13 protein-coding genes and 1 pseudogene are annotated in these 15,450 nt (G+C 62.9%); all 14 read right to left on the bottom strand.

The features are described 5' to 3' along the window. Positions 1 to 11: 11 nt before the first annotated feature. Positions 12 to 1,091, bottom strand: coding sequence for a glycosyltransferase (locus P2T65_RS03480; RefSeq protein WP_276199199.1), 1,080 nt, complete (start codon positions 1,089 to 1,091; stop codon positions 12 to 14). Beyond that, positions 1,088 to 1,984: an alpha-1,2-fucosyltransferase gene (locus tag P2T65_RS03475; protein WP_276199198.1), complete on the bottom strand. Its 897-nt coding sequence runs from the start codon at positions 1,982 to 1,984 to the stop codon at positions 1,088 to 1,090. The genes P2T65_RS03480 and P2T65_RS03475 overlap by 4 nt, the downstream gene beginning before the upstream one ends. Further along, entirely contained in the window at positions 1,977 to 2,954 is a 978-nt protein-coding gene (locus P2T65_RS03470; protein WP_276199197.1) for a glycosyltransferase, read from the bottom strand. The genes P2T65_RS03475 and P2T65_RS03470 overlap by 8 nt, the downstream gene beginning before the upstream one ends. Continuing rightward, positions 2,954 to 4,633, bottom strand: coding sequence for an FkbM family methyltransferase (locus P2T65_RS03465; protein ID WP_276199196.1), 1,680 nt, complete (start codon positions 4,631 to 4,633; stop codon positions 2,954 to 2,956). The genes P2T65_RS03470 and P2T65_RS03465 overlap by 1 nt, the downstream gene beginning before the upstream one ends. After that, entirely contained in the window at positions 4,630 to 6,132 is a 1,503-nt protein-coding gene (locus P2T65_RS03460) for a hypothetical protein (RefSeq protein ID WP_276199195.1), read from the bottom strand. The genes P2T65_RS03465 and P2T65_RS03460 overlap by 4 nt, the downstream gene beginning before the upstream one ends. Before the next feature lie 94 nt (positions 6,133 to 6,226). Then, the gene (locus tag P2T65_RS03455; RefSeq protein WP_276199194.1) at positions 6,227 to 7,519 is read right to left on the bottom strand and encodes an ABC transporter ATP-binding protein; all 1,293 of its coding nucleotides are present in this window, start codon (positions 7,517 to 7,519) and stop codon (positions 6,227 to 6,229) included. Positions 7,520 to 7,522: 3 nt separating this feature from the next. Further along, complete coding sequence (locus tag P2T65_RS03450; RefSeq protein WP_276199193.1) at positions 7,523 to 8,383, bottom strand: ABC transporter permease; 861 nt, start codon at positions 8,381 to 8,383, stop codon at positions 7,523 to 7,525. 24 nt (positions 8,384 to 8,407) lie between these two features. Beyond that, complete coding sequence (locus P2T65_RS03445) at positions 8,408 to 9,601, bottom strand: DegT/DnrJ/EryC1/StrS family aminotransferase (protein ID WP_276199192.1); 1,194 nt, start codon at positions 9,599 to 9,601, stop codon at positions 8,408 to 8,410. Continuing rightward, positions 9,582 to 10,526, bottom strand: a complete 945-nt coding sequence (locus P2T65_RS03440) for a GDP-L-fucose synthase (protein WP_276199191.1) — start codon at positions 10,524 to 10,526, stop codon at positions 9,582 to 9,584. Before P2T65_RS03440 ends, P2T65_RS03445 begins: the two co-directional genes overlap by 20 nt. Beyond that, the gene (gmd, locus tag P2T65_RS03435) at positions 10,523 to 11,629 is read right to left on the bottom strand and encodes a GDP-mannose 4,6-dehydratase (RefSeq protein ID WP_276199190.1); all 1,107 of its coding nucleotides are present in this window, start codon (positions 11,627 to 11,629) and stop codon (positions 10,523 to 10,525) included. The genes P2T65_RS03440 and gmd overlap by 4 nt, the downstream gene beginning before the upstream one ends. After that, positions 11,626 to 12,333 carry a winged helix-turn-helix transcriptional regulator gene (locus P2T65_RS03430; protein ID WP_276199189.1) on the bottom strand — a complete coding sequence of 236 codons (708 nt, stop codon included), beginning with the start codon at positions 12,331 to 12,333 and terminating at the stop codon, positions 11,626 to 11,628. The genes gmd and P2T65_RS03430 overlap by 4 nt, the downstream gene beginning before the upstream one ends. Positions 12,334 to 12,431: 98 nt before the next feature. Further along, positions 12,432 to 13,862: a mannose-1-phosphate guanylyltransferase/mannose-6-phosphate isomerase gene (locus P2T65_RS03425; protein ID WP_055458546.1), complete on the bottom strand. Its 1,431-nt coding sequence runs from the start codon at positions 13,860 to 13,862 to the stop codon at positions 12,432 to 12,434. Positions 13,863 to 14,211: 349 nt separating this feature from the next. Continuing rightward, the gene (locus P2T65_RS03420; protein ID WP_276199188.1) at positions 14,212 to 15,186 is read right to left on the bottom strand and encodes a glycosyltransferase; all 975 of its coding nucleotides are present in this window, start codon (positions 15,184 to 15,186) and stop codon (positions 14,212 to 14,214) included. Between the two features lie 136 nt (positions 15,187 to 15,322). Then, positions 15,323 to 15,450, bottom strand: a pseudogene (locus tag P2T65_RS03415) (IS5/IS1182 family transposase); the annotation flags it as partial.

The following is a 15,450-nucleotide window of genomic DNA, read 5'->3' as shown; positions in this document are numbered from 1 at the left end:
CCAAGGCAAGGCTAACGGCCGCCCCCGGAAATAGCGCTTGCCCCGGCGCGCCGCAATTTTCCATGCAGAAGCTGCAGGACGATGGTCGGATGCTGCACGAGCGCCCGCGCGAGCAGCCCGAGCGCACCCCCCCGCCGCCGCTGCGCCCACAAACCGCGCGCAGCACGCATCAGGAAATGCGCCAGACACGGATCCTGCCGTGCTTCGACAGGCAATTCGGCATAGTCGCGCAGAGCCTGCTCGATCGTCGGGAGGTCGGCAAGGGAGAGCATGTTGTGCTTGCGGACGAACATCTCGGCATCGACGTCGCCTCTGAGCGCGAGCGGAAACAGCCTGATGGTGGTCTCGTCGATCGCGGCGATGTCGTCGGTGGGATCCACCAGCCCGGCGGCACGCGCGCGATGCGCAAGGCGAGCGACCAATGCCGTCAACATTTGCTGCTGGCTGTGCCGGAATGACACTTTCTCGGCATGCTGCCGGTAATGCAGCACGGGGACGGCGACATTCTCGAGGGCGTAGCCGGCATCATGCACCCGCAGCCACAGGTCATAGTCTTCAGCGTGCTTGTACTGCGGGCGATAGCCGCCCAGGCTGCTTACGACATCGCGCCGCATGACGACCGCTGGATGGGCCAGAGGGGAATCGAACTCAAGAAGGCGTAAGAGTTCGGCGCCGCCCGTGGGATAATCCCCTCGGCGGATCGGCGTTCCGGCGTCGTCGATGAGAACGATGAAGCCGCCGACCACCGCAAGATCCGGCCGGTTTTCGAAGCGGGAAACCTGAAGTTCGAAACGCCGCGGCAGGGAAATGTCGTCGGCGTCCATGCGGGCGATCAGCGGCGCACGAGCCAAGGCAATCCCGCGGTTCAGCGTGTCGACCAATCCCCGATTGTCCTGATGGAAGACACGGATACGCGCATCGTGTGCTGCATACCCGTCGATGATCGCGCCGCTGCCGTCGCGCGAGCCATCGTTGACGATGATGAACTCGAAATCCGCGAAGGTCTGGGCGAGAATGCTCTCGATGGCTTTGGCCAGGTAACGCTCGCCGTTATAGACCGGCAGAAGGACACTGAGAGCCGGCGCGGTCATTTCAGGATGATCCAGCCTTCGGGGTAGAGATCCATCACATTGGTCGTCGCCAGCTTGTCGCGTGTGAACCACTGCGCCGGCGCAATGACGACCTTCTCCGGCGACGCATTGAGCCAGGCCCCCCACCAGGAATAGGAGCTGTTCGCGATGATGTGGTGACGGCAGCGGGCCATGAGGAACATGTCCTCCCAGCTGCGCTCCGGGTCCGTACGCACGACATGGGCGCGCGGCAGATCGGCGAAGGCCTGCTGCACGAAATCTGGCTCGTCGGAAAACAGGAAGAAATCGATATCCCCGTCAATGATGCGGCGAATGACGGCAACGGCACGGCCATAATAGCCCTCACCCAGCGCGGCGTGCACAGCCGCGGCATCGGGGTTCGTCACATAGTCTCCGCGCCGCACGTGCAGGGACACGCTGCAGCGCGACGCCGCGATGCGCTGCGACCACTCCCATGCGGCGGAGCCGAATGGCTCGATCGGCTGGAAGTGCCGGCGCAGCACATCCTGACAACCGGCAAAATAGAGGGGACTCTGGAAATAGCCTTCGAGCCTGATCTCGTCACCCGCGAGCGCGAAGAACGCCTCGTCGAAATGGAAATGGGGTTCGACATAAAGGCCATTCGCCTTCACGCCTCCACCCGTCAGGCGCCGGACGACCCTTGCCGGCAGGGACCGGCCGGCCGGTCGGCGCAACGGCTGCTCCGCAGAGATATCCTGCGGCACCTGCAACCTGTCGAGCTGATAGGGCCAGGTCGCGTAGGCAGAGAAAGCGGAGAGGTCGAGCGTAACCCGCGCCTCCCGCCGCACCGCGAGACCCAGCGCAGCCGCATATTGAAACATCTGGTTGCCGAGACCGCCGACAAGGCGGATCGTGATGATCGGACTACTCAAAAAAACGTCTCCGGTCGTTCAGCAGATGCCTGCGCAGGCGCCAGACCCCGTACCGCCCCAGCATCCCCCCAAGCGCAAGCCACAGATCGCCGCGGCTCTTGAACAGGGAGCGGGCGAGAGGACTATCATGGCTCTCAAGCGCCCGATAGAACGCATCGATCCGGTGGGGGGATGCTATCTGAGGCAGCAAGCCGAGAAGCGCTCTTTGCCGCATCAACGCTTCGAAATCTCGTCGGGAGGCCACCTGCTCGGGCCATTTTGCAAAGATCAGCAGATGCTGTTCAAAGAAAGCGAGAGCGTTATTGCCGGTCTCGCGCCGTTGCGCGCTATCTCCCCTGACCCTGATCGCGACAAGTTGATCCGGCGAATAATCGACATGGCTGATCGCGGCCAAACGCAGCCAAAGATCCCAGTCCTCGCCATGAAACAGCCGCTCGTCGAAATAGCCCGCTCTATTGAGAACCTCGCGCCGGACCAACACGCTCGACGCGGAACCTGAAAGAACATAATTTTCAAAGAGCAACGGTGTGAAAATATTGCCCCGGAGCGCCGGAGGCGCAATCGGTATTGACGATATTACGCGCCCGGCCTCGTCGATATAGATGTATGAAGAATGGACAAAACCAACTTCCTGACCGGCATTCTCGAAAACCGCCAGCTGCCTTTCGAGTTTCGTTGGCATCCAGACATCATCGGCGTCGAGAAAAGCTACGAATTCTGCGTTTGACGCGCTGATTGCCGCGTTACGGGCCGCCGACACCCCGCCATGGGGCAAAGCCAAGTATCTGACGTTTGGCCAGAGTTCCGTTAGGCCAACTGCCACGGCAGGCGTTTCGTCCGTTGAGCCATCATCCGCAATGATGATCCGAGCCGGCGCGACCGTTTGTTCGATCACCGACCGGACGGCAACTGCGAGATGACGTGCACCGTTGTAAACAGGAATTACAACATCGACATCTACGGGCCGCATTATATTGATGCCTTACGCCGCCAGCTTTCCCATACAAAAGGAAATCGCCATTCCAATTGATGTGTCCTGCGCAAGCTTCGCGCTAGCATACGATACCGCTTTTGCGCATTCGGCACGTTGAGATGAAACTGAATCTGCAAATTTTGGAATCGACCAATATTACCCGATGCAATGAGATACTCGAGCAGGGCATATTCTCCCCCCTCGATATTAAATTTCGCGAGATCAATCTGCTCGATATGGTGATCTTCAATAAACTGGGCCGCGTCTATCAGCTGCACATCAACCTTAGCACCGGCGGCATAAGCCCCCGACGCATCACCTTCGACCTGGAATTTGGCGGTCCCATTCGCATCTGCCAAAGCCGCCTCGACCAACGTTACACGCGGATCTCCATCGAAACGGTCGCGAATGGTCTTCGCAAAACTCGCAATGGGTTCAAATATAACAACTCTCGAACCATATTCGCTCACGATCTTAGCAGAATAATCCCCACGGAAGCCTCCAACGTCGAACACGAGACTGCTTTCGGTTAGCGGATAAACATAACGTCTACGTTCATCCGGCTCATTCCGAAGCCATGACTGATGCGACCGATAATGAATGTCCCGTAATAGACGAACGATGTGCTTCGAATGATCAACACAACTTTTGACACAAATCTTCGCCGATCGCGCCAGCCGATGAACACGAGGCATACGGCTCAAGCGAGCCGACAATTTCGTGCGGATCCGGATGATCAGCGGGCGAAACCGGTCTTCTGCATAAATCGTCTCCGCAATGCGATCAGCTTCCGGCCTTCCAACCACCTCTCTCGCCACCCGCGCCAGCAAAGCGAACAGATTGTGCTCGTAGAGGACGCGCCGGCGCGCCTCCTCGAGCAACGGCTGCGTCCGCTCAGCTTCGTCAGACTGGATGACACGCTTGATCGTTTCGATAGCCCTGGCTGGATCGTAGATGTCGATCGCCGTGAAGCTCCCATCGGGAAAATATTCCCCGACGTTCCGGCAGCCATGGTAGATCGGATAGGTCAGCGTCAGGAACGGATCGGCAAGCTTCTCCGTCCAGTAATCGTCGATGGCGCAATTCTCCAGAGCGATATGATAGCGGTACGGTGCGAGCACCTGCAGCTTGTCGCCAAAGTCGTTGATGCCCCTCCCGAATACGTCCACCTGATCGCCGAAATGCTCCTTCAGTTTGTCAACGAAGCGCAGGCGGGCGCGATGTTCCTCGGTGAAGGCCTTGTTCGATGAGACGACGGAAACGAGCTTGGTCTTATCCGGGCGGAACGTCTCGAAGTCCCGGAGCGTCAGCGGCTCGGCGAGCAATGATCCATCGGCGCTCCAAGCCCCGACATGCCAGGGCAGACCGACCTGGGTGAAGCGGCGGCCGCCATGGGCGGTGTCGCGATCCGTCGTCAGCACCGTGCCGAACTGGTCGAGGAAGGCGGCATTGTAGCGCTTCACGTTCTGCGGCTCGGAGGCCACAAAGATGAGGCGGCTGCGATCGAGCGGCACCGCGATGGCCTGCGGCAGTGCGTCGAAGACGAAACAGCAATCGCAGCCGACAAGATCGCCGCCGAAGACGAACTGCACGCCATCCCAAACGAGATCCTCCGCCGGGAACTGACGCCACCACGCCCATTCAGGAGCTGAGGAAACAAAACCAGCCTTGATCACATACGCCCCCTGACAGCCCGGATGGCGGAACGCCCGGTCCGGAAAACGTATCGTACGCCGCGGAACAATGGCGGAGGCAGTGTCTGGCGCAACGTTTCCGCCGTCTTCGCCGGCAGTTGCGGCAGCCAGGCGCGCAGTTCACCGTAAGACGCCCGTACCGACCTGCGCACGCGGTCCCTCACGGGTTCCCGCGGTCGCGCCTCCATGATCAAACGGCAATCACGCAGGTCTTTCTTGGCGCCGCGGAAGCTCTTGAACAGGAGCACGGTCTCAAGGGAGAGGTACTTAACGCCCTTATAACTGAAATGGTACGCAGGATTGAAGACGAGCTCATCGACCGGGATCTGGAATTCGCGATACTCATCGTTGTGGCAGGCAAGCTCGCCGCCGGTAAGAAGCGGAAAGCTCTGTTGAGGAACGATATAGTCGACATCATTGCAGTCCCGCAGCCCGAAAGCCGCCAATACTGCCCCGGAATCGATGCAGTAGGCCGCCGGATTGGCCGCAGCGCCCAGAGCGCCTTCGTATTCCGCCAGGAGCTTCCGGAATCGCTTCGGCTGGAATGTCGGCCGCAGGTTCAGGAACTTCACGCCGTTGGGATTGAGGACGAGGTCCCCGATCCAGCGCGTCTCCCGATGCGTATCGTTCATGTGTACGTAGTGCAGTCCGGGAAACGCCTGTCGCACATGTTCCTTCGTGGGGCGTGACCCTTCGCCCGGCGGCGTCTTGACGAAGACGACCTTGGCATCCCCCCCGTTGGGAAAGCGCAACCGCACGAACCGATCGAGCAAATCCACATTCCACCAGGGCTCGTGCCCGTACAGCAGTTCGATGAGGTTCCGGCGCCCCTGCTCGGTCAAGGAAACGTCCTTGGCATGGATAATGTGCGCCTTCTCCGCGAGCAGGCTCAGGGCCGCATTGACCTCCGCCCAGGGGGCGGGAAAGAAAACCGCCGCATAGCAATCCTCGTCGAGCGTCAGGTACTCAATGACGAGTTGCTCGACGACCGCCGCGCTCATGCCGATGCGCAACAGGGCTGCCGCATCCTGTTTCTGCAGCGGACCCTCGAGTCGGACCGCGTCGACAGGTTGCTTGAAATAGAGCGCCGTCGCCAGCCGGTGGGCGCCGTCGACAACCGTATTGCCCGTATAGGGCACAAGACCCCGCGCCTGGTCGTAGCCGTTCAGCGACACATCGTCGATGAGCGCCGTAAAATGCCGAAGATAGTCGGTAAAACTGCTCTTCCGGCCATCACCGTCCCGGAACTCGGCGTTCCAGCTCTCCAGCAGATGGCGATAGACACTCGTGCCCCAGCCGACGGCCCAGCCCTGTTCGCGCTGGCGCACGAAAACGTACCGGGCCATGAGATCCAGCCTATCCGGAGAAACCAGCGCGAGAGGATCGCAACGCTCGATGCGCGCCTCTGCCGGCACGCGGTAATAGTTGAAGACATTTGCGTCGATGCGTGTCCTGATCGGATCTCGCGCTGCGCGACTCATACTTTCCTCCCCGCCGCAGATACGCCGATCGGCGAAGGGGCCATCCGAAACCCCCGACAAATGGATGCACACTTTAGGAACATGATAAAGAACGTTAATCCGATTCCGGTATGGATCCTGCACGCCACGTGAGGACAGGCGCAACCGAGCCGGGCCGACGAGAACGCCAGTAGGGCGAAGGGCTTAATCCTCCCGCGATCTGCAGCTGAACGTGGACCGAAGTACTTCCAGGTTCCGAGAACCATCCCTGACCATGCAGGGACGCAAAGAAGTCGATCCGATACTTTCCTTCGTTGAGCAGATGGGGGGGGATTTGCGCGTAGAGCTTGTTTCGTCCCAGGCTCAGGCCGGGCCATTCAGGTTCCGCCCGGTCCGTCGTCACCGACCAAAAGACCTGCTGGCCCTGCTCGTCGATGACAGCGAAGCCGAAGTTCAGCACGGGGCTCAAACGGTGGATGTCCACCTCGATCTCGACCGTGGCGGGTCGATCGTTCGGCGTCGGCTGATTGAGGGTGCTGCCCTCCACGTCGACTACGCGGAAAGAGCGCAGGCTGAAATATTCGCTATCGAGAGCACCATCCTCCGCCGTGATATAGGCGCCTTTCAGGGCACCGCCGCTGCCGAGCAGATAGCGCCCGCAAACCTCGTGCACCGCGCGCGTGTCTTCGCGAATGCTGCCACGCTCCAGCCACAGGACGCGCGAGCACAACTGCATCACCGCATTCATGTTGTGCGACACGAAAAGCACGGTGCGGCCGGAATTCGCCACGTCCTTCATCTTGCCGAGGCACTTCTTCTGGAAATCGGCATCGCCGACCGCCAGCACCTCGTCGACGACCATGATCTCGGGTTCGAGATGCGCAGCCACGGAAAAGGCGAGGCGCATCTTCATCCCGCTCGAATAGCGCTTGATCGGGATATCGAGGAAATCGCCGACGCCCGAGAATTCCACGATCTCGTCGAAGCGGGCGCGAATCTCGTGCTTGCGCAGGCCGAGGATGGCGCCGTTGAAATAGATGTTCTCCCGCCCCGACAACTCGGGATGGAAGCCCGTGCCGACCTCGAGGAGCGAGCCCACCCGCCCGCGGATGCGGGCCATGCCTTCGCTCGGCGCCGTAATCCGCGACAGCACCTTCAGCAAGGTGCTTTTTCCCGCTCCGTTACGGCCGACGATGCCCACGACCTCGCCCTCGGCGACGTCGAAACTGACATTGCGCAGCGCCCAGAAGGACCGTGCGGCCTCCTTCTGCGCCGATGCCGGCGCCCGTGAGAACAGCCTGCGGGCGGCATCGGCCAGGCTTTCGCGCAACGTGGCATAGGCCGGCGCGCCGGTGCCGCTCAGCGCATATTGCTTGCCGAGGTTGTCGACGGTGATGATGGCGGACATTGCTCAGATCCTGTCGACGATGGCCGGCTCGAGCTTGCGGAACGTGCCGAGCCCGAGCGCCGTAAGGCCGATGACCCATGCGGCAAGGACCGCATAGCTGAGGAGACCGGGCCACGGCGCGGCAATGATGATGGCGCGCATCATGTCGATGAGCGTCGCCACCGGGTTGAGCGCATAGAGCCACTGATACTGCGGCGGCACGAAGGTGACCGGATAGATCACCGGCGTCAGATACATGGCGATCTGAACGAAGAACGGCAGCGCGATGCCGACATCGCGATAGATCGCGTTGAGCGGCGAGAGCACGAGCCCGATGCCATAGCCGAGGAGCCCCGCAGCAAGAAGGATGAGCGGCAAAAGGACAATCAGCGGCGACGGCACCATGCCATAGGCGAGCATCATCGCGACGAGCACGACGAGCGCGATGAGGAACTCGACCGCCGCCGACAGGGTCGGCACGAGCGGCAGGAGCAGGCGCGGGAAGAAGACCTTGGTGATGATGGCCTCGTTCTTCACCAGCGAGCCCGACGCCTCGACGACGACGCGGCTGAAGTACTGCCACATCAGGAGGCCGGAGAAGACGAAGATCGGATAGGGAATCCCGTCCGTCGGGATGCGGGCCAGATAGCTGAACACGAAGGTGAAGATCGCCGTCGTCAGCACGGGCTGCAGGAGGGCCCAGGCGATGCCGATCAGCGACTGCTTGTAGCGGATCTGGATCTCGCGCAGTGCCAGCGTCCAGGCGATATCACGGTTCGTCCACACGTCCGCGATATCGTGCATCAGGTGGTGATCAGCGCGTGCGCGGATCACCACTTCTGTCTGCTGCGGCGACGCGGGCGTATCCATGGAAGCAACTGTCATTCCAACCTTTCCATCCGCGCCGTTTCACGCGGAGACGGGCGCGCGAGACGAAACCGCATCCTCGATGGCGGCACGCAGGACCTTGAGCTCCTCCTCGAGCGGATAGTGGTGGTTGCCGATGAAGAAACCTGCCTCGTCAACGCGTTCGGCGTTCGGCAGGTTGTCGCTGATCGTATAGTCGAACCAGCGCAGCACCTCGTTCTTGGCGAAGTTGCCGGCGACGATCGGCCGTACGTCGATCCCGGCGCGCGTGAAGGCCGCGATAAGATCGGCCCGCGAAACCGGTGCATCCGGCTCCACGAGCATACTGAACCCGAACCAGCTGCTTTCGCCGATCTCCCGCTGAGGCCGCAGGAAGGGATAGTCCCGCACGAGTTCGAGGAAGCGTTCCGCATTCCTGCGGCGCTCGGCGACGAGATTGGGCAATTTGCGCAATTGCGCGAGGCCTATGGCGCCGCTCATCTCGAGGGGGCGCAGGTTGTAGCCCGGCAGGATGAAGCGGAACGATTCGGTAAAGGGATCGTCGCTCTTTGGCGTCGAGACATGGTTGAACTTGGGCAGGTTGCGCGTCCAGCCATGCGCCCTGAGGGCGAGAAGGATGTGATAGAGTTCCTCGTCGTCCGTCACCACCATTCCACCTTCCATCGTCGAGATGTGGTGACTGAAGAAGGCGCTGAAGCTGCCCATCACGCCGAAGGTGCCCGTCTGGCGCCCTTCGAATGTCGCGCCCATGGATTCGCAGTTGTCCTCGATGAAGACGATGTCGCGGTCGCCGACGATCCTTGCGATCTCGGCAAAATCGTTCGGATTGCCGAGCAGATTGACGATCATGATCGCCCGGGTCTGCGGCCCCACGGCGCGGGCGAGCTTTCCGAGGTCATAGTTCAGCGTGTCGCGGTCGATATCGACGAAACGCAGCTTCAAGCCATACTGATAAAGTGGATAATAGGTCGTGCTCCAGGAGACGGCGGGCACGATCACCTCGGCGCCCGGCTCCAGCGCGCCCTGCTTGCGATAGCGCAGAGCCGCGACCATGAGCAGGTTGGCCGAAGAGCCGGAATTAACCATCACACAATGGCGGCTGCCGGTGTAATCGGCAAAGGCACGCTCGAATTCGGCGACGCGCGGGCCCATCGTGAACATGCCGGAATCGACGACGGCCTGGATCGCCGCGATCTCCTCGTGGTCCCAGCTTGAATTAGCGAGCGGATAACGCATCAGCAGCTCCCGAGGAGAGATAGAAATCGTATGTGGCCTGCAGGCCTTGGCGCAGGGACGTCTGCGCCTGCCAGCCGAAAGCCTTCTGCCGTGAGATATCGAGCAGCTTGCGCATCATGCCGACGGGTTTCGTCGTGTCATACACGAAGCCGCCCGTGTAGCCGACGACCTCGGCGGCAACCGCGTAATATTCGTTGACGCTGTAGTCCTCGCCGAGGCCGACGTTCAGCACATCCGGCATTTCAGCAAAGCGGTCCACGGCGAACAGGATGGCGTCGGCGAGATCACCGGAATACATGAACTCGCGACGCGCCGTGCCGTCCCCCCAGATCTCGACCTCCGGAAGGCCGTCGCGCTTGGCCACGTGTAGCTTGTGGATCACCGCCGGCACCAGGTGTGACACAGCCGGATCGAACTTGTCGTACCGCCCGTAGAGGTTGCACGGGATCATCGTCTTGTAGAGCAACGAAGGCTCTTCCCGATGCACATAGCTGCACAGCCGGGCGACAGCACATTTGGCCAGCGCATAGCCTTCGTTGGTCGGCTCCAGCGTGCCGCTCAGAACATCCTCCTCCTTCAGCGGATCCGGACTGTTGCGCGGAAACATGCAGGAGCTGCCGAGGTTGAGAAGCCGTGTGACGCCCGCCTCGCGCGCGGCGAGCACGATGTTGCGGCCGATGTCCCAGTTCTCCGTCAGGAAGCGGACAGGCTCTCGGATGTTCGCCTGGATGCCGCCGACGCGCCCCGCCGCGTGCACGACGATGTCGGGACGCACCTCACGCAGGACGCGGAGCGTCGACGCATGATCCGTCAGGTCGAGCTCGGTGCGCCGGGGCGCAACAACCTCGATCCCGCGCTCGCGGCACAGGTCGATGATGTTGCGGCCGACCATGCCGCCTCCGCCCGTCAGGAGAATGGTCGTCATTCGCCGGCGGCTCCATTGCGCACGGCGGTGTTGCTGAGCGCGCGCATCTGTTCCTCGCGACAGGCCTCGGCGAGATCGCTCTCCACCATCTCCTTCACCAGCTCGCGAAAGCTGATACGGTGCTGCCAGCCGAGCTTTTCGCGGGCCTTGGAGGGGTCACCGAGGAGGAGGTCGACTTCGGTCGGGCGGAAATAGCGCGGGTCGATGCGCACGAGGGTCTTGCCGCTCGCTTCGTCGATGCCGACCTCGTCGACGCCCTCGCCGCGCCAGGCGATGGTGCGGCCCACCTCGGCGAAGGCAAGTTCCACGAATTCACGCACCGAGTGGGTCTCGCCGGTGGCAAGCACATAATCGTCGGGCGTGTCCTGCTGCACGATGCGCCACATCCCCTCCACATAGTCGCGGGCATGGCCCCAATCGCGCTTGGCGTCGAGATTGCCGAGGTAGAGCGCTTCCTGCAGGCCGCATTCGATGGCCGCGACGGCGCGGGTGATCTTGCGGGTGACGAAGGTCTCGCCGCGGATCGGGCTCTCGTGGTTGAAGAGAATGCCGTTCGAGGCGTGCATGCCGTAGGCCTCGCGGTAGTTCACCGTGATCCAGTAGGCATAGAGCTTGGCTGCGGCATAGGGGCTGCGCGGGTAGAAGGGCGTCGTCTCGCGCTGCGGCGTCTCCTGCACCTTGCCGTAGAGCTCGGAGGTCGAGGCCTGGTAGAAGCGTGTCTTGCCCTCGAGCTTCAGCAGGCGGATCGCCTCGAGCAGGCGCAAGGTGCCGATGGCGTCGGCATTGGCTGTGTATTCCGGCGTCTCGAAGCTCACCTGGACGTGGCTCTGGGCGGCGAGGTTGTAGATCTCGTCCGGCTGGATCTCCTGCACGATGCGGATGAGATTGGTCGCATCCGTCATGTCGCCGTAGATCATGCGGAAGCGGGGGTCACCCTCGTGCACGTCCTGATAGAGATGGTCGACGCGCGCCGTGTTGAAGGACGAGGAACGGCGCTTCACGCCCCAGACGCGGTAGCCCTTGGCGAGGAGCAGCTCCGCCAGATAGGCGCCGTCCTGGCCGGTCACGCCGGTGATGAGTGCACGTTTAGACAAGTTGCTCATCCTTCCATTGCTGGCGCGCGCTGCGCGCCGGTATCCGGTCCATCCCCGCCGCGGGCAAGGGTCTCGTCAGCCGGCGCCTCAGTGCCGGCTCCGGCGGAGGCGGCGGTCACGGAGACATGCAGCAGCGGCGGGGTCACGATGCGGTTGCTGTCGACCTGCCCGCCGAGACGATCATAGGTCGCCTGCGGCATGCGCGCATCCGTCACCACCACGGCGTCGAAGGCGGGCGCCTCTTTCAGCGCGCGCACCACCGGCACGCCCGCGACGCGGCTGCGGTTGGTCTCGGCATCGAGCACTGCGACGACCTCGATCGCGTTGTCGCGGGCGGCGAGAATGGCGATCTCGGCAAGCTCGCCGGCCCCCGCAAGAACGACGCGGCGCAGGCCGACGACATCGAGGCGGCGGAAGCCGTCCGCATATTGCTCGCGCGCATCGCGGAAAAAGCGCAGGGAAATGTCGAGATAATCCGCTACGAGCCGGCTCTTCTCGGAAAAGCCGCTCGGGGTCAGGTAATATGCATAGCGCTTGTAGGGAGCGGCCCTCGCCTTCACATAGCCCTTGCGGATGGCGCGCTTGAGGAGTGCATTGACGAGGCCGATGGAGACGCCGATGCGCTGCGACAGCGACATCTGCGTCACCACTTCCCCGCTTTCCAGCGAGGCGAGCAACTCGAGGTCGACCTCGGTCGGGAGCTTCTCTGCCATCGGCCCTGCGTCTCGCGCGTTCCGGCGGCACGAATAGTCATTCACGGCGTGAACGTCAAGGCGTGACGTTCACGCCGTGAACGAAGCGCGCACCCCTGTCAGACCCGCTTGTAGATGTCCTCGATGCGGACGATGTCGTCCTCGCCGAGATAGGGGCCGGATTGCACCTCGATGAGGTTGAGCGGCAGCTTGCCGGGGTTCTCGAGCCGATGCACGCAGCCGAGCGGCAGGAAGATCGATTCGTTCTCGCGCAGGAGGATCTGCTCCTCATCGCGGGTGACAAGGGCCGTGCCGTTGACGACGACCCAGTGCTCGGCGCGGTGGAAATGTTTCTGCAGCGACAGCTTGGCGCCGGGATTGACGGTGATGCGCTTGACCTGAAAGCGCTCGCCGTCGTGCACGGACTGGTAGAAACCCCATGGACGATAGACGCGCTGCGTCTGCGTGGCTGCGGCGTGGCCGTCCTTCTTCAGCGCCGCGACGAGTTGCGAAACCTTCTGGTCGCTGTCGCGCCGCGTCACGAGCACGACGTCGGGGGTCGCCACGACGACGAGATCCTCGATCCCGAGAGCCGCGACGAGTCGACCTTCGCCGCGCAGGTAGGAGCCGCGCGTCTCGAGCGCCACCACCTCGCCGACGCAGAGATTGTCGTCCGCATCCCGCGCGCCGATCTCCCACAGGGCCGACCAGCTACCAATATCGCTCCAGCCGAATTCGGACGGCACCACGGCGGCTTTGTCGGTCTTCTCCATCACGGCATAGTCGATGGAGATCGACGGTCCGGCGGCGAAGGGAGCTTCGGCGAGGCGCAGGAAGTCGAGGTCGCGCACGGCGCCCTTCAGTGCCTCCCGCGCCGCGGCGAGCACGGCGGGCGAATGGCGCTCGAGCTCGGCGACGAAGATAGCGGCGGGCAGGAGGAAGATGCCGCTGTTCCAGAAATAGTCGCCCGCGGCGACATAGCCCTCGGCCGTCGGCCGGTCGGGCTTCTCGACGAAGGTGGCGACGGCGTTGATGCCAGGGGTCCCCGGCAGCGGATCACCGCGGCGGATGTAACCGTAGCCGGTGGCGGGCTTGTCCGGGCGCATGCCGAAGAGAACAAGGCGACCGGCCACGGCTGCACCCGCACCCGTGGCCACCGCGGCGCGGAAGGCGGCCGCGTTCTGCACGACATGGTCGGCCGGCATGATGAGGATCAGCGCATCGGGATCGCTCTCGGCCGCCATCAGCGCTGCGACCGCCGCCGCCGGCGCCGTGTTGCGGCCGACCGGCTCGAGCACGATGGTAACGCCCCCGATGCCCGCCTGTCGCGCCTGTTCGGCGATGACAAAGCGATGCTCCGCATTGGCGATGACGACGGGTGGGGCAAAGCCCGGCTCGCCGGCAACGCGCGCCAGCGTCTGCTGCAGCAGGCTCTCCTCGCCGGCGAGCGCCAGCAGCTGCTTGGGAAAGGACTCGCGAGACAGCGGCCACAGGCGGGTGCCGGTGCCTCCGGACAGAACGACCGGGACAATCCGCGGATGCTTCGCCATGTGGGCCCTCCCGTCAGCCGACGAGAGGCGCCGGCGCCACGCGCCCTTCCCCGTCGAGTGTCGTCGTGCGAGTCGCGCTCGATGCCGCTTCCTACCGCAAAGCGACTATCATGGAAATGCCGGTCTGACCGCTCGGGACCGAGCTCGGGCGGCCTGCGCGTCGCAGTCTGTGCGCGGGGACAAAGGGATCTCTGCTGGCTCCTCACCGTTGGCGTGGCACCGCATCAGCAAGATCGCCGCCCATTCCACACGGGATCGTGGCCCGCCCTCATCGGCTCAGGCGCTCGCGCCTTGCCCCTGTGCGCAGCACCGCCGAGCCGAATGAGCGCCGCATCCATCGAAAGCGGCATCAAGGCTCGGCCGTGTTGCCGGGCGGCTCCGGCGCCGCTTGGTCACCGAACTGTGGCAATCCCGGCGGCTGCGCACTGGCCGACATCGTCCGCAACCCGTCCCACGCGCCGCGACCGATCGCCGTGAGCGCATAGCAGCGGCGCCGCCCCGTGAGGGCGTAGACGATGGCCTGGAAGCCGATGTACGGAACCATCTTGGCCTTCCAGCGCAACGGGACGTGGCGCATGGCGAGCATGCGAAACTGGTTGCGGACATAGGTGTAGAGCCGGTTGGGCGGCTGCACGGACAGCTTGAGCCCCAGCAACGGCAGCGATATGGAGCCCCGCCCCAGCCGATGCTCCATCCGCGCATCGCGCGCGACCCAGCACGAGAAACCGCGATGCCACGCGCGGAAGCACCATTCGATATCGACCGCATCAATGAAGAAATCGTCGCGGAATGGCCCGACCACGTGATACGCGGCGATCGAGACGAGCGAGCCCGACGAGATCACAAAATCCGCCGCCCTGAAGCGGGTGGTGCCCTCACGGCCCGGCCGGGGAAAGATGCGCACGTCCTTGAAGGCCGGCTTCGTGTGCCGCGCGCCGATGGGCTGAACGCCCACCGCAGCCACCCGCTGCCCGGCCGCGGCAAGCTCCACCATCAGATCGGCAAGAAGCCGGACAACCTGCGGGCGCAACGTCGAATCCTGGTCGACGAGCAGCACCGCATCGCCGCCATACCGGCCTGCGCGCCGCAGGATCTCGTTGTAGGCACTGCCGAGCCCGACATTGTCTCGCGACTGGATGATCTCGATGCGGGCGCCGCCGATGGCCAGCAATTCATCCCGTTGAACCGTCGACAACGGGGAGTTCGCGAAGATGAATACGCATTCGGTCGTCTCGGCCAATGCCGACACAAGATCCCGGAGCGATGCCCACTCCGGCCGAAACGTGACGACCCCCGCATAGATGCGCAATGATAAGGTTAACACAATACCCGTGCCAATAAGACAGGTAGAAAATATACGCGAAGTCTGGCATTCGGATTTCTAAAATTCAACTCTATTTTTATGCATTTTGCATCTTCAATCAGCCCCGAGCCCCTGTCAAGATACGTCCGCGCCTGGCCTAGGCCGTAGACTCATAACCGCGTAGCCAGATGCGGATGGACGCGAGCTTCACGGCGGCGAGGAAGTTTTCCGCCGTCTTGTCGAAGCGGGTGGCGATACGGCGGAAGTGTTTGATCTTGTTGAAGA

The organism is Chelatococcus sp. XZ-Ab1 (genome assembly GCF_029309855.1).
GTDB classification, from domain to species: Bacteria; Pseudomonadota; Alphaproteobacteria; order Rhizobiales; family Beijerinckiaceae; genus Chelatococcus_A; species Chelatococcus_A sambhunathii.
The sequence above is the reverse complement of the archived record's forward strand: the minus strand, read 5'-3'. Positions and strand labels throughout refer to the sequence as shown.